Here is a 26711-nt window from a genome sequence, read left to right as displayed (position 1 = left end):
AAAACGGCTCTCCGCTCCCAGCAAGCGACCCCTGTTTCTCCTGAACCGATCCCAGTTGCGGAACAGGAGAATCGCGATGCCCAGCCTGACCGACACCGCCATCCGGCATGCGCTCAAGCGCGTCGAGGTGAGCCAGAAGCAAGAAAATCTCGCCGACGGCGATGGACGCGGCACCGGCCGTCTCGTCCTTGTCCTCAAGCCAATGCCCAAGCGCGTGACCGCCGATTGGATGGCCCAGCAGTGGCGTGATGGCAAGCGCACCAAGAAGAAGATCGGTGCGTATCCCTCGATGTCCCTCGTTGACGCGCGCGCGGTCTTCAAGCGCGACTTCGCGGATGTGATCCAGAAGGGCCGAAGCATCAAGATCGCAACGGATACGCGTCCTGGCACGGTCGCGGACCTATTCGAGGGCTATGTCGCGTCGCTCAAGGCCGCCGGCAAGCCATCGTGGAAGGAGACGGAAAAAGGCCTGAACAAGATTGCCGATACGCTCGGACGAAACCGCCTCGCCCGCGAGATCGAGGCCGAGGAGATCATCGAGCTAATCCGTCCGATCTATGATCGTGGCGCGAAGTCGATGGCCGATCATGTGCGGTCGTATCTCCACGCGGCCTTTGGCTGGGGTATGAAATCCGACAACGACTATCGACAGCAATCGGCTCGCCGCTTCCGCATCCCTTTTAATCCGGCCACCGGCATCCCGACGGAGCCCAAGGTCCAGGGCACGCGCTGGCTGGATGAGGACGAGTTCCTGCAGCTCTATCGTTGGCTCGAATGCCCCGATGTGCCAGTCACTCCCTCCTACCTCCGCGCCGTGCAGCTTCTCATGCTGACCGGACAGCGCGTTGAGGAGATCGCTCGCTTCCATGTCGACCAGTGGGACGCCAAAGAGCGGATCATCGACTGGTCGAAGACCAAAAACCTCCAGCCGCACGCTGTCCCGGTCCCGTCGCTCGCGGCCGAACTGATCGAGTCCATCAAGCCCAACGAATATGGATGGTTCTTCCCCTCCGCCACGGACCAGTCAAAGCCGGTCAGCCATGGCACTCTATACTCGTTCATGTGGCGTCAGCGCGATCGCGGCGTGATCCCCTACGTCACGAACCGCGATCTCCGGCGCACTTTCAAGACGCTCGCCGGAAAAGCTGGTGTGCCGAAGGAAATCCGCGATCGGCTTCAGAACCACGCCCTTCAGGACGTCAGTTCGAAGCACTACGATCGCTGGAACTACATGGTCGAAAAGCGCGCCGGCATGGCCAAGTGGGATAAGTTCGTCCGGGCGCTGCTAGCGAAGAAGAAGGGCGGCAGCGCCTTGAAGAAGGCCGCGTGAGCGGTCGCTTCATCGCTGTCACCGGCGCATTCGTCACGGCCTGCTTTGCGGTCCCGGCCCATGCAGATCCATGCGAGGCGCCTGTCCCCTCGCAGGTTGGAGTCGAGTTCTCCGGCTTGGTCCGTTATGTCGGCGACGGCGACGGTCTTTGCGTCGGGCGTACATCGGACCCCAACGAGTGGATCGAGGTGCGCCTTGCCGACTTCGATGCCCCGGAGCTGCACACGCCAGGCGGTCCCGCGGCGAAAGCGGCGCTCGAACGCGTCGCCCTTCGGCGCGAGATCACCTGCACGGCCGAACGTGGGCGCGGCGGCCGCGTCCGCTCCTTTGACCGCGTCATTGCGCGATGTTGGATCGGTGGAAAGAGCCTTGGCGATCTGCTTCGCCAGGCTGGCGTGGCCGAGGGTGGCAACTAATGCCCCGCTCGCCATTGACTCAACATAGCTTGGAAGCTATATGACCTGGGATGTTAGATTGCATGACGCCTTCGAGGCGGAGTTCCTGGCTTTTGAGCGCGAGGTTCAGACCCAATTGCTGGCAGTTGCGAAACTGCTCGGCGAATTCGGTCCGCAGCTCGGTCGGCCATACGCCGACACGCTCAACGGCTCGAAGCACGCCAATATGAAGGAGATGCGTTTCTCTGCCGCCGACGGCGAATGGCGTGCTGCCTTCGCCTTCGATCCCGAACGGAAGGCCATCCTTCTCGTTGCAGGCGACAAATCCGGCGGCAGCCAGAAGCGCTTCTACAAGCAGCTTATCGCAAAGGCGGACAGTCGGTTTTCCGCACATCTGGAAAGCCTGAAATCCGCAAAGAAGGATTGATCGATGGGCCGGAGCCTTAACGACGTCATTGCTTCTCTGCCCCGCGATCAGCAGGAGCAGATCGAAGCCCGTTATGAGGAACTGAAGCAGGAGGTTGAGGGCCTGCGCGAGATGCGTCAGATCGCCGGGAAGGCGCAGGAGGACATCGCTGCGGCGCTGAAGATAAAGCAACCGTCGGTCTCGAAGATCGAAAAGCAGGCTGACATGTACCTATCGACACTGCGCAGCTACGTTGAGGCGATCGGCGGAAAACTTGAGCTGACGGTGAATCTGCCGGGGCGGCCGGCCATCCGGCTCCAGCGTCTCAGCGATGGAACCGTCTCCCACGACAGACCTATGCGCACCGTAGCACGCCGAAAGTCGGCGGCAGCGCGGTGACACCCGATGCTCCAGTTCGATGGCAGATGGCGTTTTGACAGTCCCGGCCCGATAGAAGCCGCCGTCCAAGAGGGCTTTCGCGATCTCATCAACCGCGTTTGCGGGCAAGGCCAGCGGAAGGCTATTTTGGAGCATTTCAAGGCTCGCTTCTGCGCCGCAGCCAACACAGAGTATTGGCCGAGCACCAACGAACGGTTCGCATCCGAAGATCTCGACCGAGATATGGCGCGTGCGGAGACGAACGCCCCCATATTCATCGAGGCATTCTGGGATGCATGCCAGGAACTTCGCGCCCGCAATCCTACCATGGTCGTGCCGGATGCCGGGCGGATAAACCGCATCCTCGCGGACGCAGACGCTGGCTATCAGCTCGACCCTCCCATGCTGGTCGCAACGCGGGTCCACATTCCGATCAACGTACCCGACGCTCCCCCATCTCTCGATGTGCAGGCGCAAGCGATCATCAACGAATCTCTTGATGCCTCCCAGCACTCGTTGAGCGAAGGCAACGGCCGTCAGGCCGTCCAAGAGGTCCTTTGGCTGCTGGAGACGATCTCGACGGCGTTTCGTGGTCCTGAGATCTTAGACGGCAGCATCCAGGGTCGGTACTTCAACGAAATCATCGGCGAACTACGCCAGCGCGGCCGCGGGCATCAAGAGCAAATCCTGCAATGGATGATGACGTTGCATGGCTATCTTTCCTCGCCGACGGGTGGTGGCGTCCGTCACGGGGTCGATCTCAGGGAGGGCCTTGCGCTCCAGATCGATGAGGCACGCCTCTACTGCAACCTCATACGAAGCTATCTGACTTTCCTCATCGCAGAGCATGAGCGCCTGGCTAGGCGGGTCGCGTGACGCTTCGAATAATCAAAACGTGGGGGCTCGGCGCACTTTGAAAGCGATGCTGTCTCGCAAGTACCTCTCGCCGGAGGTCTGATGCGCTTCATCCTACCTCTTGCTGAGCAACTCGACAGAGCGGCCGCGGAACTATCGGCGGCACGTCCGCTCAGCAGCCGGATGGCGCTGATCTTAATCGACAATGCTTTCGAGCTGATGTGCCATCAAAGATGCTTAGAACTGATCGAAGAAGATAGCAGATTAGCAAGCCCAAAATTGACCCTGAAAGATAAGCTCGCTGGACGTGGGCAAAATTTTGATGCGAAGACGTCCCTGTTAAAGCGGGCAGGCTATTTCGCGGACGTTGACGTCAGATCTGTTCAGATCCTTCACGGCTATCGCAATCAGCTCTACCATGTTGGTCTGCGCGACGACCCTGTCATCGGCCCCCTCGCCCGCCTATACCTCAAACTCGTACTGAGCTACGCGCCGCAATTGCTGAGGCCGGTGCGTTTCCTGCGTTGGGAGGAGTCACTCTCCCGGGGTGAGATCATCGAACATTTTCCCGAGCTTGCGGAGACGCGGCGGTATGCTTGCAAGGTCGACGTATCGGCGTTCTGCATGCGCGTCGCCGCGCGCGTCGATCCCGACCCTCTTCTGCTCGGCAATGCATTGGCGGAGCACTTAATCGGCCTCGCAGGGAAATCGGAAACCGATTTCGGAATAATCGCTAAGGGTCGCAGCGGTAAGGATGACCCCACTCAGACCCTACGTCGTGTTCAACTCGAGGCCGACACGATCGCGGAGGTAGTGCGCCGTCATCGTGAGCGTGAGCGCCAGTTAAAAGCGACCCAGACTCCCTTTGAACCGTTCGATCCGGATCGGCTTTCCATCGCCCGCGGAAGCAGCGTTCTGATCGAGGCGAACCAAAGGCTTCTTCCTGAATGGAAGCCCCGTCATAAGAAGTTGCCGTTTGCCAGTTGGCGTCGGCAAGCAGCCAAGCTGCGGCTCGGCATGGACGATCTCGCTGTCCTGGATTGCTATGCTCGGCTCCATCAGGAAATCGACGACCTCGATGAGGTCATGGCCGAGCCCATACAAGATATGTACGGCTGGCATCAGTATCAGGAGGATCTGGCCATGGATCGCCGATGAGGCAAGGCCCTCCATTCGGAACGGCTGCTGTCGATGTGCTGTTTCAACCGCCCCGCCGGGATTTTGGGGCATCGATCTGCGAGTGAAAGCCGCCGCGCTCGCAGGCTTGCCGCGCGCTTGCCGGTTAGCTGCCGGTTTGTTGCCGACTACTCGCAGGTCGACTGTTATACTGTGCCTAAATCGACAATTACAAACCGAGGCGACAGTGAAGAAAGTTACCCCCGATGGAAGCCAAATAAAGAGGCTCCGCACCAACGCCGAGCGTGTCTCGACACAGAAAGAATTGGCCTATGAGGTTCGGGTCAGCGAACGGACGCTTCGCGAGATCGAAAACAAAAATGCGCCTGTACCAGTAGACGTTCTTGACCGACTTGCGAAGGTTTTGAACGTCCGCCGGGAGCAAATCTCGTTTCCTTGTGATGCCACTCAATCAAAGACCGCGGGCGCCGGCGAGGTTTTCTCTGCTGTCATTGCTGAGATGCGCGAAGAGCGTTTGGTTTCCCGGTACGACTACGACCTCGCAAATGTGACGATGGATGAAGGTCTGCTGTTCAAGCAGGCAAACAGCTCGAACGACTTCGCTTGCGAAATTATGATCTCGCTGACGGATGAGGCGGCTGAGTACGCGGAAGAGCTGATCGGCATTTTGGACGGCCTAACGTGGTCCGTCCGGAGCATCCTAGAGAAGGTGGCCCCAAGCGAAGAAATCGCCGTTCGCCGCCGGATCAAGCAGCTCTTGGTCTTGCTCAGGGGCAATGACGTTTGGGTCTATCATACTCATCTTTTCCGCCGCTTGCCCGAACGACATACGCCCATGCCGGAAGGCGAATATGCCGACCTCTCGTCGCGCTTCATCATCGCGCTTGCAGCGCCCGCCGAGTGGGGGGAAACGTCAATTCGCGTTCCTATCGACCATGGCCAGCCGTTCATTCTCCCGGCCTGGGACTCCGACAAGAAAGGTGGCAAAGGCTGATGGCTGAGGCTCAATCTACCAACGAAGAAACGCTGACCGAAAACCTCGCTTTTGCCGAGGTGCTTGCTTGGTCTGCTACGCGTCCGGCTTGGCAACGAGATGCTTTGCGCCGACTTGTTCAGAGCGGCATCCTTGGCAGCGAGGAGATCGACGAACTTCTCGAAATTTGCCTTGATCCAGCGCTGCCTCACACGCCGTTGTCAGACGCAGATGTCTCGTCACAAAGTATCTTAGGTGCACCGGTCAGCGTGTTGCGTATCGAGAATCCAACCGGCGTCAATGCCCTGGCCTTCGATCAAAAACTCGAATTCGCGCAGGCGGGACTGTCGATCGTGTACGGCGACAATGGGTCAGGCAAATCTGGCTATGTCCGTATCCTGAAGCACGCCTGCCGGACACGCGACCGCAACAACAAGATCTTGCGTGACGTGGAAGATGCGGCAGCTACCCCGCAGACCGCCAACATTGTGTTCCTACGTGGTGCCACGGAGGATCAATTCGCATGGAGCCCGGAAGCGCCGAGCCACGCTGACCTTCCGTCGATAAGCATTTTCGACTCCAGAAGCGCCAACGTGCACGTCGAGAAGACGAACGCCGTGGCCTACATTCCCCAGCCAATGCGTGTCTTGGAAGCGTTGGCTACGGCCTGTGATCAGGTCAAGGCAAAGCTCGATGATCGGCTTGCCGCCATCAATGCGAAAACGCCGCTGGCAATTAAAGAGCCCCAACTTGGTGCCGATACCGCTGCCGGCGCTTTCGTGCGCAGCCTCTCCACAAAATCAAGCATCGCTCAGCTCGACCTGCTGGCGCAATTGTCAGAGGCGGAAACCTCCCACCTCGCCGCGCTGGAAAGCGATCTCGCACAAGAACCGAAACGAGCCGCTGCGAAAATCACCGCGCAGAAAGCACGCCTTGATGATGGCATCGGCAAGCTCAAGAATCTGGTCGACACGGCATCTCCTGCGGCGTTTGCGATGCGCTCCTCCTTGAAATCCGACTGGGAAACCAAAGCCGAGAGCGCGAAATTGGCATCCGACGCGTTGTTCGCCGCTTCGCCGCTTCCTGACGTGGGGAAGGCGACATGGCGCGCTCTTTGGGAGGCCGCCCGGAAATACTCCGATGGCATCGCATATCCGAGCAGGACATTCCCGCATCCAACGGGCCATGATGAGTTGTGCGTGCTTTGCCAACAGCCCATGGAAAAAGATGCGATTGAGCGCCTCGTGACGTTCGAGACGTTCGTTAAGGGCTCGACAAAAGCCGACGAAGACGCCGCGGAAGAGGCCTATAGCGATGCGATAAAACAAGCCGCCGCTAAGCATATGAGCGCTGCGGCCCGCCGCCAGTTCGTTAGCCTCATTGAGACCGAGATCGGGGACGTCTCTCTTGCCGGTGTTGTGAGAGAATGCAGTACGCGGGCGGCTTGGCGGCTTCGATCTTTCGTCCGTAGCAAGACCGCTCCCGAGCAACTCACTGCCTTCCCAGCCACTGCACTCGCCGCGCTATCTGTCCGCCTTGCGAGTCGTGCGCTTCAACTGTCAGCCGATCAAAACAGCCCAGAGCACCTTGCCTTGGTGAAGGAATATCGAGAACTGAAAGATCGAGAGGCACTCGGCCCTCTACTCGCGGACATTAAAGCCGAGATTGAGAGGCGCAAAGAGGCCGAAATCATAACCAAGGCCGCAAAGGATACGGCAAAACGATCCGTTACGACTAAGAATAAGGAATTGTCTGACAAGCTTGTTACGAACGCCTTACGCGGTCGATTCGCGCGTGAGATTGATAAGCTCAAGTTGGCTAGAATGCCGGTCGAGCTTCGGAAAGTCAAAGATTCGAATGCTGTGTCATATTTTCAAGTTTGTCTCGTTGAGAAACCTGATGAGCCTGTGGGCGAGATTTTCAGCGAGGGCGAACATCGTTGCGTCGCACTCGCTGCATTCCTGGCCGAGCTTGTCACATCCAAACAATACTCCAGTATTGTGTTCGACGACCCTATGTCATCGCTCGATCACATTCATCGCAGGGCGGTAGCAGCGCGACTTGTAGAGGAGGCTGAGCACCGGCAGGTCATCGTGTTTACACACGATCTGACGTTTCTTTTCGAGTTGCGTCGCGAAGCGGACGCAAAAACGCGCTCCATCCAGTATCAGACAGTTTGTCGCAAACAGAGCCGACCCGGCTTTGTGGAGTCAGAGCTGCCGATGAAGGCGAAATCAGCGCAACAATTGGCGCAATCCCTGCGCTCGGAGCTGAAAGAAGCAAAGCACCAATTTGATACATGGCCGGATGCTCGGCGGACTATCTTCTGCAAAGGCATCATCGAGCAACTTCGAGAATCTTGGGATCAAGGCATCGCAGACTTTGTATTTCCGGTCCTTGCTCGATTCGATAACGCCATAAAGGGCAACAGTCTATTCAAGCTCGCGATCATCAGCGATGACGACGTTAAGACCGTAACAGCAGCGCGAGGCCGGTTGTCGGAAGAGATGCATACGTCCGCGGAAACCCTGAACCCTGAGACTGTTTCTCATGCCGATCTGATAGCCGAAGTCGTGAAACTGGAGACGTGGCTAGGTAGCATCCAGCAGCGCCAGAAGGAGGCCAAGGCTCCCGTCACCTCCTATGCTTAAGCGATTTCGCTGCATGCGCCTCGACCGCCCAGCGGCGCTCAGATAGCCACGAGACAGTAAAACCGTGTCGCGCACCCTCGCTCACGCCGATCCGGGCTTGACTCTCGTTCCTGAAAGATAGAACAAATAGCGAACATGACGAAGAACCCGCCCTTGGAGGTCAAGAACGAGCTTGCGGCCCGAGCCCGCCATAGAGTCTTTGCGCGCGCAGATCGAAAAGATCGAAGGTCGCAGCCGGCGCGCCAAATCGGTTCTCCCCTTCGGGATTGCCGAGGTCGACTCGCGCCTACCCGGCGGAGGACTCGCGCTCGGCGCCCTGCATGAGATCGCCGGCGGCGGCAACGGCGCGATCGATGGAGCCGCTGCCGCCCTCTTCAGCGCCGGGATCGCCGCCCGCACGAAGGGCAAGATCCTTTGGTGCATCACGCGCCCCGACCTCTTCGCGCCAGCGATCGCCCAAGCAGGCCTTGCATCCGATCGCGTGATCTATCTCGAAGCCGGCGACGACAAGACCGTGCTCGCCTGCATGGAGGAAGGCCTGCGCCACGGTGGCCTGGGCGCCGTCCTTGGTGAAGTGGCCCGACTTTCCATGACCGCCTCGCGGCGCCTGCAACTGGCGGCCGAAGGCACCGGATCGATCGGGATCGCGCTGCGACGCTGGCGGCGACAGACAGAGGCTACAGACTTCGGCCAGCCTACAGCGGCGATGACGCGCTGGCGCGTCTCCGCTTTGCCTTCGACATCGCTTCCCGTTCCGGGCGTGGGTCGAGCCCGCTGGCTGGTCGAACTGATCCGCGCTCGCGCGGGCGAAAGTGCAGATTTCGAAGTGGAGGCGTGCGATGACACGGGTCGTCTCGCTCTTCCTGCCGAGCTGGTCCACCGACCGGCTACGGCGGAAGGCTGGCGACGCGGCGCCTCCGGCTGAGGCGCCGCTCGTCCTGATTGGCCGCGACGGGAACAGGCGGGTGGTGCTGGCGGCTGACGCCGCTGCCCGCGCTGCTGGCCTGCGCGTTGGCATGCCCGTCACCAAGGCCCAGGTCCTGGCGCCCGGACTCATCGTGCAGGACGCCGACCCGGTAGGCGACGCCGAGGCGCTCGACCGGCTCGCGGCCTGGCTCCTCCGATACGCTCCCGTCGTCGCTCCCGATCCGCCGGACGGGATCATCATCGACTCGACGGGCGCCGATCATCTCCATGGCGGCGAAAGTGCGATGCTGGACGGCCTCATCGGCCGGCTTGCCATGTCCGGGATCGCGGCTCGGGGCGCGATCGCCGACACCTGGGGCGCTGCGCACGCTCTGGCCCGCTATGCCCCGCAGATCGCACCGGACCGACATGGCGCATCCATAATGGAGCCTTTGCCGCTCGCAGCGCTGCGCATCGCCGCGTCCACCGTCGCCGCCCTGCGGACACTCGGTTTCGATACGGTCGGCGACCTTCTCGCGCAGCCTCGGGCGCCGCTCACCTTGCGCTTCGGCCCCCAAATCGGCCGCCGCATCGATCAAGCCCTCGGCCAGGCGGCCGAGCCGATCGAGCCGGTCCGGCCGGTCGATCTCATCGAAGTGCGCCGCGCCTTCGCCGAGCCGATCGCCGCGGCCGAGACCATAGCCCGGTATATCGCCAAGCTCGTCGGCCAGCTCTGCGAGCGTCTCGAGGCCGGCGGCTTGGGCGCTCGCAGACTTGACCTCATCTGCCACCGCGTCGACAGCCGCGCCCAAGCCGTCAGGGTCGGCATGGCAACGCCGGTCCGCGACGTTAAGCGCCTGACGCGTCTGCTCTGCGACAGGATCGAGACCATCGAACCCGGCTTTGGCATCGAGGTGATGACGCTCGCCGCGAGCGTCGCCGAGCCGCTTGAGCGCAGACAGATCGTCAATTCCCTCATCGAGGAAAGCACACCGGACGTCTCCGATCTCATCGACACGTTGATGAACCGGGTGGGCGAGCGCGCCCTTTATCGGCTTGCTCCCGTCGCAAGCGACGTTCCCGAGCGATCCGTCTGCCGCATCCCGGCAATGGCGGCCGACACGGGGGCGGGCTGGCCCGGCCATTGGCCGAGGCCCTCGCGCCTCCTGCCTCATCCCGAGTTGGTCGAGACGGTGGCGCTGTTGCCCGACCATCCGCCGGTCTCCTTCACCTGGCGCGGCGTGCGCCGGCGCCTGCGTCGCGGCGACGGCCCGGAGCGCGTCTTCGGCGAATGGTGGAAGCGTGACGCCGAGCTGGTCGCCGTGCGCGACTATTTCCGGGTCGAGGACGACGCCGGCGAGCGTTACTGGCTCTACCGCGCTGGCGATGGCGAGGACACGGCCACGGGCTCGCACCGATGGTTCATCCATGGGGTCTTCGGATGAGTGAGCCCCGCTACGTCGAGATTCAGGTCACCTCGCATTTCAGCTTCCTGCGCGGTGCGTCGTCCTGCGAGGAGCTGTTCGCCCAGGCGGCGCTTGCCGGGATCGAGGCGGTGGCCGTCGTTGACCGCAACTCCCTCGCCGGCATCGTGCGCGCTCATGAGGCCGCGAAGACGACCGGCGTGCGCCTGATCGTCGGATGCCGCCTCGACCTCGCCGACGGCACGTCGGTGCTGGTCTATCCGACCGACCGCCCCGCCTATTCGCGCCTCTGCCGTCTGCTCTCGCTCGGCAAGGGTCGCGGCGGCAAGGCCAAGTGCATTCTCGAATGGCCGGACCTCGTAGCTTATGGCGATGGCCTGGTCGCCGTCCTTGTGCCCGACTTGGCCGATGACGAGTGCGGCTTCAGATTGCGCCGGCTTCGCGACGCGTTCGGTGACCGCGCCTACGTCGCCCTCACGCTACACCGTCGCCCCAATGACCAGCTTCGCCTTCACGAGCTGTCGAACCTCGCCGCGCAAATGCGCGTGCCCGCGGTGGTGACGAACGACATCCTCTTTCACGAGCCGGGTCGCCGCATCCTGCAAGACGTCGTGACCTGCATCCGCCACAACGTCACGATCGACACCCTCGGCGATCGGCGCGAACGTCACGCCGACCGCTACATCAAGCCGCCGGAGGAGATGCACCGGCTGTTCAGCCGCTATCCGGAAGCGCTTGCTCGCTCTCTCCAGATCGCTGATCGCTGCCGCTTCAGTCTCGACGAGCTTGCCTATCAATATCCGGAGGAGCGTGACGATCCGGCGCTCTCGCCGCAAGAAACGCTGGCGAGGCTGACCTGGGAAGGCGCGTCGGAGCGCTATCCCGAGGGCGTACCCGACAGCGTGACCGCCGCGCTCCAGCATGAGCTGCGGCTGATCGAAAAGCTGGATTACGCGCCCTACTTCCTGACAGTGAATTCGATCGTTCGCTTCGCCCGATCGAAAGACATCCTCTGCCAGGGTCGCGGCTCGGCCGCCAACTCCGCAGTCTGCTATGTCCTCGGCATCACTTCGATCGATCCCGGCCGCAACGATCTTCTCTTCGAACGCTTCGTCAGCGAGGAGCGGCGCGAGCCGCCCGACATCGATGTCGATTTCGAGCACGAGCGGCGCGAGATCGTCATGCAATGGGTGTTCGACACCTACGGCCGTGACCACGCCGCGCTCTGCTCCACCGTCATTCGCTACCGCGCTAAGGGCGCGCTGCGTGATGTCGGCAAGGCGCTCGGCCTGCCCGAAGATCTGATCGGCACCTTGTCGTCGCAGGTCTGGGCCTGGTCCGAGGAAGGCGTCGAGCCAAAGCATGTTGAGGAGCTGAACCTCAATCTCGCCGACCGCCGCCTTCGCCTGACCCTCGATCTCGCGCGACAGCTCATGGGCGCGCCACGCCATCTCAGCCAGCATCCAGGCGGCTTCGTCCTAACCCATGACAGGCTCGACGATCTGGTCCCGATTGAGCCCGCTGCGATGAAGGACCGGCAGGTCATCGAGTGGGACAAAGACGATATCGACGCGCTCAAGTTCATGAAGGTCGACGTCCTGGCGCTCGGGATGCTGACCTGCATGAAGAAGGGGCTGGATCTTCTGTCCGAGCACAAGGGTGTCAATCTCGACCTCGCCTCCATCCCGGCCGAGGACCCGCGCACCTACGCGATGATACGAAAGGCGGACACGCTCGGCACTTTCCAGATCGAGAGCCGGGCCCAAATGTCGATGCTGCCGCGGCTCAAGCCACGCACTTATTACGATCTCGTCGTGCAGGTCGCGATCGTCCGACCAGGTCCGATCCAGGGCGACATGGTGCATCCCTATCTTCGTCGCCGGGAGGGCCTTGAGCCCGTCCACTACCCGAAGCCCGAGCTGGAGAAGGTGCTCGGCAAGACTCTCGGCGTGCCGCTGTTTCAGGAGCAGGCGATGCGGGTCGCGATCGAATGCGCCGGCTTCACGCCCGGCGAGGCCGACATGCTCCGCAAGTCGATGGCCACCTTCAAGTTCACGGGCGGCGTCTCGCATTTCCGGGACAAGCTGATCGGCGGCATGGTGGCCAACGGCTACGAGCAGGCGTTCGCCGAGCAGACCTTCAAACAATTGGAGGGCTTCGGCAGTTACGGGTTTCCGGAAAGCCACGCAGCCTCCTTTGCGCTGATCGCCTACGCCTCAGCCTGGCTCAAATGCTGGCATCCTGAAGTGTTCTGCGCCGCGCTGCTGAACAGTCAGCCCATGGGCTTCTACGCGCCGGCGCAGATCGTGCGTGACGCGCGTGATCATGGCGTCGAAATCCGTCCGGTCTGCGCCAACGCATCCCGATGGGACTGCACGCTCGAGCCCGCCGGCAGCGAAGAGCGGTTCGCCGTTCGCCTGGGTCTGCGCATGGTTAAAGGCCTCGCCAATGCCCACGCCGCGGCGATCGTCACGGCCAGGGCGGATCAGCCCTTCGGCTCGGTAGACGATCTATGGCGCCGTGCCGGCATCCCCGTCGCGGCGCTCACGCAGATCGCCGAAGCGGACGGATTTCGACCGCCCTTCGGCCTGGCACGCCGCGAGGCGCTATGGGCGATCAAGGCTCTGCGCGATGAGCCGCTCCCGCTCTTTGCCGCCGCGTCGGCCCGAGAGACGGAGATCGTGCCGGAGGTCGCCGAACCGGCGGTCATCCTCCGCCCGATGACGGCGGGTGGTGAAGTCGTTGAGGACTATCGGCATGTCAGCCTGTCGCTGCGGGACCATCCCGTCTCGTTCCTGCGTCGGGAGCTGCGCCGTCGTCGCATGGTCACCTGCCAAGAGGCGATGGACGCGAAAGATGGCCGGTCGCTGGAGGCGGCCGGCATCGTGTTGGTGAGACAGCGGCCTGGCAGCGCCAAGGGCGTCATGTTCATCACGCTCGAAGACGAGAGCGGAATCGCCAATCTCGTCGTTTGGCCCAAGGTCTTCGAGCAGAACCGACGCACCATCCTGTCGGCCGGCATGATCGCCGTGCGCGGGCGCGTTCAGCGCGAAGGCGAAGTCGTTCACCTCGTAGTCCAACGGCTGACCGATCTCTCCGCTGAGCTGGCGAGCGTCGGCGAGCGCGACACGGCCTTTCCGTTGCCACACGGTCGGGGCGACGAATTCCATCATGCCTCCCCGACGCCCGACCCGCGCGGCCTTGCGCCGAAGGGACTGCGCACGCGCGACATGTACGTCCGCGATCTGCATATCGACTCGATCAAGGTGAAGACCCGAGACTTTAGATAAAAGTGTAGAATAGGCTTCTGCGCGACTCATGCCGCGACCACGCAACTCTAGGAAGCGAAGCGACCTGAACGAATATGCGCCTCTATCACTTCACTTCGCAGAAATATGGGTTGCTCGCTCTCAAGCAACGTCGTCTGAAGATTGCACGCATCAACGAGCTGAACGATCCCTTCGAATTTCTTGGATGGAACCTCCGCGACAAGCGCGTCCGCGCGTTTATGCGCAACTGGAAGAATGAACGGGATCGCGAATTCGGCATCGTATGTTTTAGCCGCAAATGGTCCCACCCCATGCTTTGGGGCCATTACGCCGAAAAGCACCATGGCATGGCTATCGGCTTTGATGTGCCGGACGGGAACGACACTTATCATCCCGTGAAGTACCGCCGAGCACGTTTGCCGGCACCATCCGACCGCGAAATCATCAGCGCAGACGTCGATGATCTGCTGCTCACCAAGTTCACCGCGTGGAGGTACGAGTCCGAATACCGTTGCTTTAGCCGCCTTGCCGACAGTATCCACGAAGGGAACTTGTACTTCGAGGCCTTCACCGACGAGTTGAAGCCGGTGGAGGTGATCGTCGGCGATCGTTCGACGATCACCAGGGCGGACCTGGCTGAAGCGCTGGGCGACGCCCTCACTCATGTGACCTCCTATAAGGCACGGCCGGCGTTCGGGAGCTTCAACGTAGTAAGGAACAAGAACGACACCCTCTGGAGGTGACACCGATGGAACCGAGCGCGGCCGACCTCCTATCGGCCAATCTGGCACGGCTACACGCCGGCGAAGAGGAGCTTCGAGAGAAGGCTCTGGGGATGATCGCAGCGGACGACCGCCTGGGACTGCATCTGGCGGTGACCGAGGCAGCGATGGACCTCGCCGACATACTGCGACAGTTCCAAACCGCCGACGAAGATTTGAAGGTCGTTCAAATTCTCGGCATGCGCACGTTCAACGCATTTGGGGCAAGCATCAAACTCGCGCTGTCAGGCTACAGCCAGAACAGTGCGCTCATTCTTCGCGATGTGCTCGAGACGACTTTCCTCCTAAGCTATTTCGCCGGCGATCGAAGTCTGATTGGACGTTGGCGTCTCGCTGATGAGAAGGCGCGTCAGAAAGAATTCGGGCCGGTAAAGGTGCGCGAAGCCATCGACGCTCGCGACGGCTTCACCGGCAAAAAGCGCTACGAAACCTACAAAATGTTTTCCGAACTCGCTGGCCACCCGACGATGAAGTCCGCGTTCATGATCAGGCCACAGCGCGAAGGCAACGCCGTGATCGGTCCCTTTGTAGAGTCGACCACCCTGGACGCGGTTGTCTCGGAAATCGGGAAACTCGCGGTTCAGGTCGGCGAGCAGCTCACTGTGTTCTTTCCACCGACGTGGGGTAGCGGCCTTCCAAGCCGACTAGCGTTCGCTACGCTCAAGCAGCGATGGATCGGTACATTCTATCCGGCCGCCGCGTCTACCTTGGACTAGACCTTGAGGGGAAAGCCTTCCCCTGCGCCCGAGCCCGTCGGTCTCGGTCGACCCCTTCTGCGGGGCGGCTGCCCCACAACGCCCCGCTGAGAGTGAGAGTGCGGAGGGATTTTCCGTGACGGGTTGAGGGCTGGAGAAGAGGTCTCCGGCGCCCGTCATGGAGATTGGTCCCATGACCCAGGTTTCAGTTCTAGACGCGCGCCGCGACACCAGCGGCGGCTACAAGGTCGATGTCGGCCGCGGAGAGCGGATCGGCCGCGTCTCGTCAGAGTGGTTTTCCCGGCCCGCGGACGAGCGATATCTGTCACTGTCCGAGCTGGCGCGCTCCGTCCGCAACCGCGCCGATCGCAGCCGCACGCGCGTTGTGGAAAGCCCGCTCATCCATGTGGAGGCGAACCGCAGCGACCCGGAGCGGTTGGCGCTCATCCTGCCGGGCACAGATACGCCGATTGCACCCACGCACTGGAGCTTCGGCCAACTGGCCAGCCTGGTCGGTGCGCCGGCCGCATATCTGCGCCAGCTCCCGGCGCCGCTGGCCGCGATCAACCTGCAATATGGCCTGACGTCCAATCGGGCGGAGCAGATCAAGACGCTCGAAACCGATACCGGTCGGCTCGAGCTGCGCGCCGTCACCGGGCCGGATTACGGCCGCATCTTCGATCACGAGCTGGTCGAGGCGGTGCAGCGCATCGCCGGCAACGGCACTGGCGACACGCGCTGGAAGGTGCCCGGCGTCCTCGACTGGTCGACCGGGATCTACAATCCGCGCGTCGACATCACCAAGGATACGACCACCCTCTATGCCTCAGATCGCGACGTCTTCCTCTTCCTCGTCGACGATTTGAACCCGATCGAGGCCGGACGGCTGCCGGACGGCTCGCCGGATCTCTATTTCCGGGGCTTCTACTGCTGGAACTCAGAGGTCGGCGCCAAGACGCTCGGGATGGCGAGCTTCTATCTGCGCGCGGTTTGCCAGAACCGCAATCTGTGGGGCGTCGAGGACTTCGAGGAGATCACGATCCGCCACTCCAAATACGCCGCCAATCGCTTCGCCCATGAGGCCGCGCCGGCGCTGGCGAACTTCGCCAACTCCTCTCCGCTGCCTTTCGTCAACGGCATCAAGATGGCCCGCGAGCGGATCGTGGCGCGCACCGACGAGGATCGTACCGACTTCCTGCGCCGCCGTGGCTTCTCGAAGGCCGAGACCGGCAAGATCATCGACGCGGTCCTGACGGAGGAAGGTCGCCCGCCCGAGAGCATTTTCGATTTTGTGCAGGGCATCACCGCCGTCGCACGCGACAAGCCCCATCAGGACGCTCGCCTCGACATGGAGGCTAAGGCGAAGAAGCTGCTCGATCGAGCCGCCTGACATCCGCAAAGCCGGAGATGCGGATTTCCGTGTCTCCGGCTTTGCGCTTCCGCGTGTCCTCAATTCCGGTCCTCGGCGCTGCCCCCTTTAGAGGAAGAGGGCGGCGCTTCGCTTCGTGACGGGTTTAGGGCTGAGAGAGAGTCTCTCGGCGCCCGTCGCGGAGACTACCCCGATGGCTACTGCCGTTCAGAAGATCACCCTGTCGTCCTCGCGCGACATCCCCTTCAACAAACTGGTTCTGTCCCAGTCCAACGTCCGGCGCGTGAAGGCCGGCGTCTCGATCGAAGACCTGGCGGCCTCGATCGCCCGTCGCGGCCTGATCCAGAGCCTCAGCGTCCAGCCCGTCATCGACGCGGAAGGTGTTGAGACCGGCATGTTCGAGGTTCCGGCCGGTGGCCGTCGCTTCCGCGCCCTCGAACTGCTGGTGAAGCAGAAGCGCCTCGCCAAGATCGCACCGGTGCCCTGCATCGTACGCGACAATGACAGTGAGATCCTCGCCGAAGAGGTCTCGCTCGCAGAGAACATCGAGCGTGCTCCGCTCCATCCCCTCGATCAGTTCCGCGCCTTTCAGGACATGCGCGCCAAGCATATGACCGAGGAGGAAATCGCCGCGGCGTTCTTCGTGCCCGTCAACATGGTCAAGCAGCGGCTGCGACTTGCCTCGGTCTCGCAGGCGCTCCTCGACGTCTATGCCGACGACGGCATGACGCTGGAGCAGCTCATGGCGTTCACGGTCTCCGAAGACCATGCGCGCCAGCAGCAGGTCTGGGACACGATCAAGGACGCCTGGTCCAAGGAACCCTACCAGATCCGGCGTATGCTGACCGAGACGACGGTGCGCGCTTCCGACAAGCGTGCCATCTTCGTCGGCATCGAGGCCTATGAAGCGGCGGGCGGCACCGTCATGCGCGACCTGTTCCAGTCCGACGACGGCGGATGGCTTCAGGACGCGGGCCTCCTCGACCGCCTCGTTGGCGAGAAGCTGAAGGCCGAAGCCGAGACGATCGCGGCCGAAGGGTGGAAGTGGATCGAAGTGGCCGTGAGCTTCCCGTACGATGCGGCACGCGGCCTGCAGGAGATCACCGGCACGCCGCTCGACCTCTCGCCCGAAGAGCAGGCGACCATTGACGCGCTGAACGCCGAAATGGCGAAGCTGGAAGCCGAGTATCAGGACGCCGACGAGCTGCCGGATGAGGTGGATCAGCGTCTGGGCGAAATCGAGACCGCGCTCGCGAGCTTCGAGGATCGTCCGGTTCACTACGAGCTGGCTGACATCGCCATCGCCGGCGTGTTTGTCAGCATCGACGCCAACGGCTCGCTGACGGTGGATCGCGGCTTTGTCCGCCCCGAGGACGTTCCAGTTATCCCGGTCGACGGCAACGGCGACGGCGACAGCGGCTCGGAGACCGATAGCGTATCGGGCGCAACCGCCGGCCAGACGGTCCAGCGCGCCGTCATTACCATCGGCGGCCAGCCCACCGAGACTGAAGATGACGACGAAGACGACGCCATCAAGCCGCTGCCCGAGCGCCTGGTCATCGAGTTGACCGCCTACCGCACGCTCGCGCTTCGCGACGCCGTCGCGAACAACCCGCATGTCGCCATGACGGCGCTGCTGCACAAGTTCGTCTCGGACCGGTTCATGACCCGCATGTATAACGGCGCCATGGAAGCGGGCGTGAAGCACATCTACTTCCCCGCGCAGGACGAGAGTCTCGCCGACAGCCCTCCCGCCCGTGCGGTGCAGGAGCGGCACGACGCCTGGGCGAGCGACATCCCGAAAGACGACGATGCGCTTTGGGATTGGCTGGCTGGCCTGGACGACACCAGCCGCATGGCGCTGCTGGCCCACTGCGTCAGCTACGGCGTCAACGCCCTTTACGAGCGGCCGAATCCGCACAGCTCCAGCGGTGTGTCGCAGCATACGCTCGACATGCGGCTCACCCAGGCCGACCGCCTGACGCGCGCGACCGGGCTGGACATGGTGGAGGCCGGCTGGCGTCCGACCTTCGGCAACTACCTCAATCGCGTAACCAAGCCGCGCATCCTCGAAGCAGTCCGCGAGGCGAAGGGCGAACAGGCCGCCCAACTCATCGACCACCTGAAGAAGGGCGATATGGCCAAGGAGGCCGAACGGCTCCTGGCCGATAGTGGCTGGCTGCCCGAGCCGCTGCGGCTCGCTGATGTTGCCGATCAGCCTGAGGGCGGCGACGCCGGTGACGCCGAGGCGCTGCCGGACTTCCTCGCTGGTGACGATGACGAGGTGATCGAAGCCGACGAGGATGCGTCCGACCTGATCGCTGCCGAATAGGCCACTTGGCGGGGAGCGACGCTGATCGCTCCCCGTTGCTTGTCTCAAGGAGCCTTAGATGGAAACATCCGGCACCGACGCGCCGCGCCGCGTCGTCTTCCAATATCTCGTCCCGGTTCACGTCGAGGTCGAAGATGGCCTCGTCTGCCGCGTGACGGTGATCGACGAAACGCCCGTGCTCGATCCCACCGTCGTCGAAGGCGACAGCGCCTACCTCAAGGACGCGGTGCGCGCCTCCGACGACGGTCAGCCGTGGCCGTCCTGGCAGTTCGGCTACTGAACCAAACCACACCCCAACATCCACCTCGAGCCCGGCCCTACGCCGGGCTCTTTTCGTTTCAGGAGACCGCCATGGCGGACTATTTCACACGCTTCTCGTGCCTGCTGGACGTGGGCACGGTCGAGAACGCTGCTCGCGCGCTCGACATCTACAACGACCTGATGGCGCAGAATGCCGCCGAAGATCCTCCGGCCGAGCCGTTTTTACTGTCCATCGAGCCCGAGCATGGTGCCACGCGCCTCTGGATGCGCGATCCCGGCACCGCCGACCCCCAGCTCCTCATCACCTTCGTGACGCGGTGCGCCGAGACCTTTGGCCTCGCCGGACGCTGGGGATTCCAATGGGCGGGCGTCGCCTCCGAGCCGCGCATCGATGGCTTCTCCGGAGGTGCCCATGTCCTCGACCTGACGACGGGGCAGACCGTCGAATGGATGAGCAGCGGCCGCTGGCTCGCCGACCGCCTAGCTGCGGGAGGCGCGTCATGAGCATCCCGGATCATGCGCGCTCCAATTTCAAGACGCTGCTTCGCGCCGCAGCGGACGGCAACCTCGCGCTTATGGAATGCGCGGACTCTGCCACCGGGCAGACCCGCTACGTCATCTGCGCGGTCGGCCGCGATGATGGCGCCTACGTGTTCACGCCATTCGGTCACCTTGCCGACGGCGATCCCTACGAGGCGTACACGCCCCCAAGTGGCGGTGACGGCATCGAAGATTGATATCCGCTACCAGACCGCGACTTCCCATTGGCCGTTCACGCGCGCGAAGCCGACCGGCCGGTTCTGCGGTGTGGCGTTGGCCCGCGTCGTGTCCATCGTGAGCTGCGTCATGCACGTCACGCCAGGACCGACGCCACCCGGAGAGCAATCGCCGAGTTTCAGCGTCGCATTGGCAAGCGACGTTCCCGTGAACAGCCGGTGACGGCGGACTGCGGCGATCGCTTCTTCCTCGCTCGGCTGCGCGACGCCGGCGACGGCCGCGGCAGACAAACCGCCCGGCGAGATCATCGGTCGCGCGACGAATCCCGCGCCGAACCCCACCACGAGGCACCCCGCCGCCAGCATGCCGATCGCGCTTCCCTTCATCTCCGTCTCCCTTGACCTCTCTCGGTGAAGCAAGCGCGCGCCCTCGATCGTCGAGGCTGCCGCCCGCCATGTGTCGGATGAACAAGTGTAGCGGCGCGCGGCCCGCCTCGGAAGATGAAGCGGCCAAAAGGTCATTCCGCACGCCAGAGTGAGAGGCCGGCCGAGACGGGGTCGAGCCGGTGCGGTCGAGAGAGAGCGCCCGACGGCTCCTCCGTTTCCCGCTCTCCGAGGTGCCCCCCATGACCGAGACTACAGCCCACGCTGAACAACCCGTCGACCGCTCGGCGGTGCTTGTTCCGGATGCTCGTCGAATAGATTTCCTTCCAACCCTCTTCGGCCGCCAGCATTTCCTGATCGGAGAGATGACGGTCTATTATCACATGGAGCGTCTCAGCCCGCGCGATTATCGAGGCGGTCTCTGGGACTTCTATCAGCGCGATGGCAAGCCGCTTTACCTCGCGCCAGCCTCCAAGCCCCGCCTTCAGATCATATGCGACACGAACGGCTATGAAGGCGAGGTGTCCGCCGGGGCGGCAGGGATCATCGCGACGCTGTTCGCCTTTTCCCATCTCTCCTTCCAATATCCCGTCGACCTGATGGCGGAGGGATACAGCCGCCTTTACGACTATGCGGCGGAGCACCCCGAGTCCGCCGAGATCTTCCAGGCGATCGATTGAGCGCTGCGACCCGCCGAGCGCCTGGCCTTCCGGTCAGGCGCTTTTTTCATGCCTGCCGTTCAGAGGAAGAGGTTCGCCGGGACGGGTTTGAGCCGGTGCGGTCGAGAGAGAGCGCCTGCCGGTTCCTCCGTTTCCCGCTCTCCCGAGGTGACCTCCATGACTATCGCTTCCGCATCCGCGGCCGTTCCGGCTGCGCCGTCTCCGCTTGCCGCGAGCCCGGCGCCGGCCGCCATCCTCGCCGCAGCCCACCACCTTCTTCCGCATCTTGAGCGGGGCCAGCCCGTCGATGCCGCGACGCTGCGCGGTGCGATGGAGGCGGCATTCGGCGCTTCCGACACGTCTGGCGCCTGGGACTGGAAGACGGCCTACGAGGCCTGCGAAGTGGCGACGGTGCTGTTTCTGCGCAAATACGGAAAGGCGGTTTTCCGCAAGTCCGGATCTCCGGCCGCCAGCCTCCCGATGCTGGCCAAGATCGCGAGCCTGTTGCCGACACATACCCGGCGTTCTGAGGAGACGCAGGCCTTCCAGCAGTTCTCGACGCCGGTGTCCCTCGGCCTCGCTGCGCTCGCTGCCGCCGCCATCACACCTGTCGATCGTGTGCTGGAGCCCTCGGCCGGAACCGGGCTGCTCGCGGTCCTGGCCGAAACGGCGGGTGCGACGCTGATGCTCAACGAGCTGGCCGAAACCCGTGCAGCGCTTCTTTCCTCCCTCTTTCCGGCCATCCCCGTCACGCGATTCGACGCCGCCCAGATCGATGACCATCTCGATCCGACCGCTATGCCAAGCGTCGTACTGATGAACCCGCCCTTTTCTGTAATGGCGAATGTCAGCGGCCGAGTAGCCGACGCGGCCTATCGCCATGTCGCCTCGGCCCTCGCCCGGCTCGCCGATGGCGGACGGCTCGTGACGATCACGGGCGCCAGCTTCGCGCCTGAGCTACCTGCCTGGCGCGACGCCTTTGTCCGCTTGCAGCAGCGCGGACGTGTCGTGTTCACGGCGGCGATCGACGGCTCGGTCTATGCCAAGCATGGCACGACCATCGAGACCCGCCTGACCGTCATCGACAAGGCACCCGCCGACGACCCCACCGCGTTTCCGCCATCGGCTGGCCTCGCGCAGGATGTGGCGACGCTGCTCGGCTGGATCGAAACCCAGGCCCCGTCGCGCCTGCCGGTCGCGCTGCCGCCGCTCGCGTCTATCGCACCGACGCCCCGCACCGTGCGCGGCTATCTCGCCCGCGCCACGTCATCGTCGCCAAGCCGAGCGATAGCCGAACCAGAGGGCGTCGAACTCGCCTATGAAACCGTCGACTGGACGCCGCCCGAGGGTGGCCGGCTGACCGACGCCATTTATGAGGAATACGGGCTTCAGGCGATCCGGATTCCCGGCGCGCAGCCGCACCCGACCAAGCTGGTCCAGTCGGCGGCGATGGCCTCGGTCGCACCGCCGAAGCCAAGCTATCGGCCGACGCTCCCCGCCAGCATCGTCACCGACGGCATTCTGTCCGACGCCCAGCTCGAAACCGTGATCTATGCCGGCGAGGCCCATGGCGAATTCCTCGCCGGAGCCTGGACCGTTGACGAAACCTTCGACCTCGTCTCGGCCGCGCCGGATGATGCTCAGCACGCCGTCCGCTTCCGCCGCGGCTTCATGCTGGGCGACGGCACCGGCGCCGGCAAGGGCCGCCAGTCGGCCGGCATCATCCTCGACAACTGGATGCGCGGACGCCGTAAAGCGGTCTGGATTTCCAAATCCGACAAGCTGCTGGAGGACGCGCAGCGCGACTGGTCGGCGCTTGGCATGGAACGCCTGCTGGTGACGCCGCTGTCGCGCTTCCCGCAGGGCAAGCCGATCACCCTCGGCCAAGGCGTCCTATTCACCACCTATGCCACGCTACGGTCCGACGACCGTGGGGAGAAGCTTTCGCGCGTCAAGCAGATCGTCGAATGGTTGGGTTCCGACTTCGATGGAGTGATCATCTTCGACGAGAGTCACGCCATGCAGAACGCCGCCGGCGGCAAGGGCGAACGCGGCGACGTCTCGGCCTCGCAGCAGGGCCGCGCGGGCCTGCGGCTTCAGCATGCCTTGCCGAACGCGCGTGTCGTCTATGTCTCGGCGACCGGGGCCACCACGGTCCACAATCTTGCCTATGCGCAGCGCCTCGGCCTCTGGGGCGGCGAGGATTTCCCCTTCGCCACGCGGGCCGAATTTGTCGAAGCGATCGAGGACGGCGGCGTTGCGGCGATGGAGGTGCTGGCCCGTGACCTGCGCTCGCTCGGCCTCTACACTTCGCGCTCGCTCTCCTATGACGGCGTCGAATATGAACTGTTGGAGCACCAGCTCACGCCCGAGCAGACGCGCATCTACGATGCCTATGCCGGGGCGTTCTCGATCATTCACAACAATCTCGACGCAGCGATGCAAGCCGCCAACATCACCGGCGATGGCGGCACGCTGAACCGCCAGGCCAAGTCCGCTGCCCGCTCGGCATTCGAAAGCGCCAAGCAGCGGTTCTTCGGTCATCTCCTCACCAGCATGAAAACGCCGACCCTGATCCGGTCGATCGATCAGGACCTCGCCGATGGCCACGCCGCTGTCATCCAGATCGTCTCGACCGGCGAGGCGCTGATGCAACGCCGCCTGGCCGAGATCCCGACCGAGGAATGGAACGACGTCCGCGTCGACATAACGCCAAGGGAGTATGTTCTCGATTACCTCGCCCATTCCTTTCCGGTGCAGCTTTACGAGCCCTTCTCCGATAGCGCGGGCAATCTGTCGTCGCGGCCGGTCTATCGGGACGGCCAGCCCGTCGAGAGCCGGGAGGCCGTGGCCCGACGCGACGAGCTGATCGAGACGCTCGCCAGCTTGCCGCCGGTCCCGGGCGCGCTCGACCAGATCGTCCAGCGCTTCGGCACGGATATCGTCGCAGAAGTCACCGGCAGGTCCCGTCGCATTGTCCGAAGGGGCGAACGCCTCGCCGTCGAGAACCGCGCCGCTTCGGCCAATCTGGCGGAAACCTCAGCCTTCATGGACGACCTGAAGCGCATCCTCGTCTTCTCGGATGCTGGCGGTACGGGCCGCAGCTATCACGCCGACCTGTCGGCGCGGAACCAGCGGCTCCGCGTCCACTACCTGCTCGAACCCGGCTGGAAGGCCGACGCCGCCATCCAGGGACTTGGTCGCACCAACCGCACCAACCAGGCACAGCCGCCGCTGTTCAGGCCGATCGCCACCGACGTGAAGGCCGAAAAGCGCTTCCTGTCGACGATCGCACGCCGGCTCGACACGCTGGGCGCAATCACGCGCGGCCAGCGCCAGACCGGCGGTCAGGGCCTGTTCCGGCCCGAGGACAATCTGGAATCGCACTATGCGCGCGATGCGCTGCGCCAGCTCTATCTCCTGTTGGTCCGCGGCAAGGTCGAGGGTTGCTCGCTCCAGATGTTCGAAGACGCCACCGGGCTGAAGCTGACGGACGACAACGGCATCAAGGACGAGTTGCCGCCGATCACCACCTTCCTCAACCGGTTGCTGGCGCTGACGATCGAACTGCAGGGCATCCTGTTCACGGCGTTCGAGCAGCTCTTGAACGCCAAGATCGAGGGTGCCGTCGCCAGCGGCGTCTATGACCTTGGGCTGGAGACGCTCCAGGCCGAGAGCTTTGTCGTCACCGACCGTCGCACCATCCATGTCCATCCGGGCGCTGGCGCCGAGACGCAGTTGCTTACGATCACCCGGCGCGAACGCAACCGGCCGACCTCACTCGATGCCGCGTTCGATTTTCTCGCAGACCCACGCGCGAAGCTGCTGGTCAACGGCCGCTCCGGCCGAGCCGCCGTGCAGGTTACGGCATCGTCGATCATGCTCGACGATGGCGAGATCGAACGGCGCGTGGCGCTGATCCGCCCGATGGAACAGCATCACGCCACCCTGCGCTCGATGGACGAGAGCCATTGGGAGGAAACCGATCGGAACGGCTTCATGGAGGCATGGACGGCCGAGATAGCCGAGGTGCCGGAATTTGCCGACAGCACCATCCACATCGTTGCTGGACTGCTGCTGCCGATCTGGAAGCGGCTGCCGAACGAGTCGACCCGTGTCTATCGGCTTCAGACCGATGCAGGCGAGCGCATCATCGGCCGTCGTGTCTCGCCGGCCTGGGTGGCGGGCGCATTGGCATCGGACGCAGGCACGCTGACACCGGACGACGCTTTCACAGCGTTGATCGACGGCCGGACCATCCTCGACCTCGCCGAGGCTATGCAACTCCGCCGCGTCCGCGTCATGGGCGCCAACCGCATCGAACTGTCCGGCTTCACCGACGCGATGCGCGATCGCCTGCGAGCCTATGGCCTGTTCAGCGAGATCATCTCGTGGAAGCTGCGCTTTTTCGTGCCCACCGACGCTTCCGGTCCGTCGATCCTCGCCAAGGTGCTGGAGCGCTTTCCCGTCGAGCGCATCGGCGAGCGGGAGGCAGCGTGATGGTCCGTCATGATGCTTCCGAACTGGCGCAGCGTCTCGGCCGACAGGCCGAGGCGGTCTGCCGTCATTATCTGTCGGCCGGTCATCGCGAGGGCCGCTACTGGCTGGTCGGCGATGTCCGCAACACGCCGGGCCGCTCGATGTTCGTGCGCCTGAAAGGCGGCGACACCGGCAAGGGGGCCGCAGGCAAATGGACCGATGCCGCGACAGGTGAGCATGGCGACCTGCTGGACGTCATTCGCGAAAGCTGCGGCCTGATCGACTTCAAGGACGTCGCCGACGAGGCGCGCACCTTCCTGTCCATGCCACATCCCGAGCCGGAGCATTCGCAAGGTGGCGAGCGCAGATCACCAGTCCCAACCGGATCGCCCGAAGCGGCACGAAGGCTTGTCGGCATGTCAAAGCCGATTTTGGGCACTGTCGTGGAAGCGTATCTACGGGAACGTGCGATTACGGCTTTGCACGGAACCGGATCACTGCGCTTCCATCCCCGTTGCTACTATCGTCCTGACGAGCATTCCCCGACCGAGACCTGGCCGGCGATGATCGCCTCTGTCACCGACTTGGCTGGCCGGATCACTGGCGCGCATCGCACCTGGCTCGCCCCGGACGGCTCGGACAAGGCGCCGATCGACACACCGAGGCGAGCGATGGGCGACCTTCTCGGGCACGCGGTCCGCTTCGGTGTACCGGGCGACGTGATGGCGGCGGGCGAAGGCATCGAGACGGTGCTGTCGCTGCGATGCGTCTTGCCCGGAATGGCCATGGCGGCGGCGCTCTCGGCAGCGCATCTCTCCGCCATCCTGTTCCCCGAGACACTGCGCAGGCTCTATATCGCGCGCGACAACGACCCGGCCGGCGACAGTGCGATGGCGACGCTGATCGAACGGGCGAACGCGGCCGGGATCGAGGCGATCGTCGTGTCTCCGAGGCTGGGCGACTTCAACGAGGATCTCCGCTTGGCTGGACTGGAAAGCCTGCGGGCAGCGGCGCGGGTACAGATCGCTCCCCAGGACGTCGCGCGCTTCATGGCGCTGGCGGCATAGCTGGAAGGAATGCTGGTGGCGGCAACGCCGTCGCTTATTACCCGCTCGGATACTCCCAAGGGTCAGGGAGAGCCGCAACCTGGCCTTCGAGAGGGCGATCGGCCAGCAAACGGCCCGGACCGACAACGTCGGCGCCCGACTATTTTCCGGCGGCCCTTCGGGCCTTTCCATCGCGAAACAAAATAGCCGGCCTTCGCCGTCCTCCGCTGCGCTCCGGCCCTCTCGCTTCGCTCCGGGTGCAGG

General features: G+C 63.4%; 22 protein-coding genes. 21 read left to right on the top strand and 1 reads right to left on the bottom strand.

What is annotated here, in order from left to right; all coding sequences use genetic code 11:
* Window positions 1–76 precede the first annotated feature (76 nt).
* The 18 genes from ACQY1K_RS07705 (at window position 77) to ACQY1K_RS07620 (ending at window position 19900) form a co-directional block, all read left to right on the top strand.
* Window positions 77–1330: a tyrosine-type recombinase/integrase gene (locus tag ACQY1K_RS07705; protein ID WP_037519595.1), complete on the top strand. Its 1254-nt coding sequence runs from the start codon at window positions 77–79 to the stop codon at window positions 1328–1330.
* Window positions 1327–1746, top strand: a complete 420-nt coding sequence (locus ACQY1K_RS07700) for a thermonuclease family protein (protein WP_037519592.1) — start codon at window positions 1327–1329, stop codon at window positions 1744–1746. Before ACQY1K_RS07705 ends, ACQY1K_RS07700 begins: the two co-directional genes overlap by 4 nt.
* Window positions 1747–1786: 40 nt before the next feature.
* The gene (locus ACQY1K_RS07695) at window positions 1787–2152 is read left to right on the top strand and encodes a type II toxin-antitoxin system RelE/ParE family toxin (RefSeq protein ID WP_037519589.1); all 366 of its coding nucleotides are present in this window, start codon (window positions 1787–1789) and stop codon (window positions 2150–2152) included.
* A gap of 3 nt (window positions 2153–2155) precedes the next feature.
* Window positions 2156–2530 (top strand): XRE family transcriptional regulator, encoded by a 375-nt coding sequence (locus ACQY1K_RS07690; protein ID WP_080727226.1) that lies wholly within the window; start codon window positions 2156–2158, stop codon window positions 2528–2530.
* A gap of 6 nt (window positions 2531–2536) precedes the next feature.
* Window positions 2537–3385, top strand: coding sequence for a hypothetical protein (locus ACQY1K_RS07685; RefSeq protein ID WP_037519587.1), 849 nt, complete (start codon window positions 2537–2539; stop codon window positions 3383–3385).
* Window positions 3386–3466: 81 nt separating this feature from the next.
* Window positions 3467–4522: a hypothetical protein gene (locus ACQY1K_RS07680; protein WP_037519585.1), complete on the top strand. Its 1056-nt coding sequence runs from the start codon at window positions 3467–3469 to the stop codon at window positions 4520–4522.
* Window positions 4523–4727: 205 nt separating this feature from the next.
* Window positions 4728–5495 (top strand): helix-turn-helix domain-containing protein, encoded by a 768-nt coding sequence (locus tag ACQY1K_RS07675; RefSeq protein ID WP_037519582.1) that lies wholly within the window; start codon window positions 4728–4730, stop codon window positions 5493–5495.
* Window positions 5495–8125: an AAA family ATPase gene (locus ACQY1K_RS07670; protein ID WP_051886739.1), complete on the top strand. Its 2631-nt coding sequence runs from the start codon at window positions 5495–5497 to the stop codon at window positions 8123–8125. The genes ACQY1K_RS07675 and ACQY1K_RS07670 overlap by 1 nt, the downstream gene beginning before the upstream one ends.
* A gap of 172 nt (window positions 8126–8297) precedes the next feature.
* Window positions 8298–9050, top strand: a complete 753-nt coding sequence (locus ACQY1K_RS07665) for an ImuA family protein (RefSeq protein WP_037519580.1) — start codon at window positions 8298–8300, stop codon at window positions 9048–9050.
* Window positions 8965–10476 (top strand): Y-family DNA polymerase, encoded by a 1512-nt coding sequence (locus ACQY1K_RS07660; RefSeq protein WP_037519577.1) that lies wholly within the window; start codon window positions 8965–8967, stop codon window positions 10474–10476. Before ACQY1K_RS07665 ends, ACQY1K_RS07660 begins: the two co-directional genes overlap by 86 nt.
* On the top strand, window positions 10473–13745 hold the full coding sequence (locus ACQY1K_RS07655; RefSeq protein WP_037519573.1) for an error-prone DNA polymerase: 3273 nt from the start codon (window positions 10473–10475) through the stop codon (window positions 13743–13745). Before ACQY1K_RS07660 ends, ACQY1K_RS07655 begins: the two co-directional genes overlap by 4 nt.
* A 74-nt stretch (window positions 13746–13819) precedes the next feature.
* Window positions 13820–14467 carry a DUF2971 domain-containing protein gene (locus ACQY1K_RS07650; protein ID WP_037519572.1) on the top strand — a complete coding sequence of 216 codons (648 nt, stop codon included), beginning with the start codon at window positions 13820–13822 and terminating at the stop codon, window positions 14465–14467.
* A 5-nt stretch (window positions 14468–14472) separates the two neighbouring features.
* Window positions 14473–15222 (top strand): hypothetical protein, encoded by a 750-nt coding sequence (locus tag ACQY1K_RS07645; RefSeq protein WP_037519570.1) that lies wholly within the window; start codon window positions 14473–14475, stop codon window positions 15220–15222.
* Between the two features lie 172 nt (window positions 15223–15394).
* Entirely contained in the window at window positions 15395–16591 is a 1197-nt protein-coding gene (locus ACQY1K_RS07640; RefSeq protein ID WP_037519568.1) for a hypothetical protein, read from the top strand.
* Window positions 16592–16763: 172 nt separating this feature from the next.
* Entirely contained in the window at window positions 16764–18902 is a 2139-nt protein-coding gene (locus tag ACQY1K_RS07635) for a ParB/RepB/Spo0J family partition protein (RefSeq protein WP_037519566.1), read from the top strand.
* A 58-nt stretch (window positions 18903–18960) separates the two neighbouring features.
* Complete coding sequence (locus ACQY1K_RS07630) at window positions 18961–19182, top strand: hypothetical protein (protein WP_037519563.1); 222 nt, start codon at window positions 18961–18963, stop codon at window positions 19180–19182.
* A gap of 71 nt (window positions 19183–19253) precedes the next feature.
* Window positions 19254–19667, top strand: coding sequence for a hypothetical protein (locus ACQY1K_RS07625; protein ID WP_037519560.1), 414 nt, complete (start codon window positions 19254–19256; stop codon window positions 19665–19667).
* Window positions 19664–19900 (top strand): DUF6117 family protein, encoded by a 237-nt coding sequence (locus tag ACQY1K_RS07620; RefSeq protein WP_037519555.1) that lies wholly within the window; start codon window positions 19664–19666, stop codon window positions 19898–19900. Before ACQY1K_RS07625 ends, ACQY1K_RS07620 begins: the two co-directional genes overlap by 4 nt.
* A gap of 6 nt (window positions 19901–19906) precedes the next feature.
* Here the strand turns inward: ACQY1K_RS07620 and ACQY1K_RS07615 are convergent, their stop codons facing one another.
* Entirely contained in the window at window positions 19907–20266 is a 360-nt protein-coding gene (locus ACQY1K_RS07615) for a hypothetical protein (protein WP_202902432.1), read from the bottom strand.
* A 239-nt stretch (window positions 20267–20505) separates the two neighbouring features.
* On the opposite strand from ACQY1K_RS07615, the gene ACQY1K_RS07610 reads away from it, so the two are divergent.
* The 3 genes from ACQY1K_RS07610 to ACQY1K_RS07600 all read left to right on the top strand — a co-directional run bounded on the left by ACQY1K_RS07610 (window position 20506) and on the right by ACQY1K_RS07600 (window position 26468).
* Entirely contained in the window at window positions 20506–20943 is a 438-nt protein-coding gene (locus tag ACQY1K_RS07610) for an antirestriction protein (RefSeq protein ID WP_037519553.1), read from the top strand.
* Between the two features lie 156 nt (window positions 20944–21099).
* Complete coding sequence (locus ACQY1K_RS07605; RefSeq protein ID WP_038303978.1) at window positions 21100–25422, top strand: strawberry notch-like NTP hydrolase domain-containing protein; 4323 nt, start codon at window positions 21100–21102, stop codon at window positions 25420–25422.
* On the top strand, window positions 25422–26468 hold the full coding sequence (locus ACQY1K_RS07600) for a DUF7146 domain-containing protein (protein ID WP_037520526.1): 1047 nt from the start codon (window positions 25422–25424) through the stop codon (window positions 26466–26468). The genes ACQY1K_RS07605 and ACQY1K_RS07600 overlap by 1 nt, the downstream gene beginning before the upstream one ends.
* Window positions 26469–26711 lie beyond the last annotated feature (243 nt).

This window comes from Neorhizobium sp. IRS_2294, assembly GCF_050500145.1.
Lineage (GTDB): Bacteria > Pseudomonadota > Alphaproteobacteria > Rhizobiales > Rhizobiaceae > Neorhizobium > Neorhizobium soli.
Note: the sequence above shows the minus strand (reverse complement) of the source record. Positions and strands in the feature narration are given on the sequence as shown.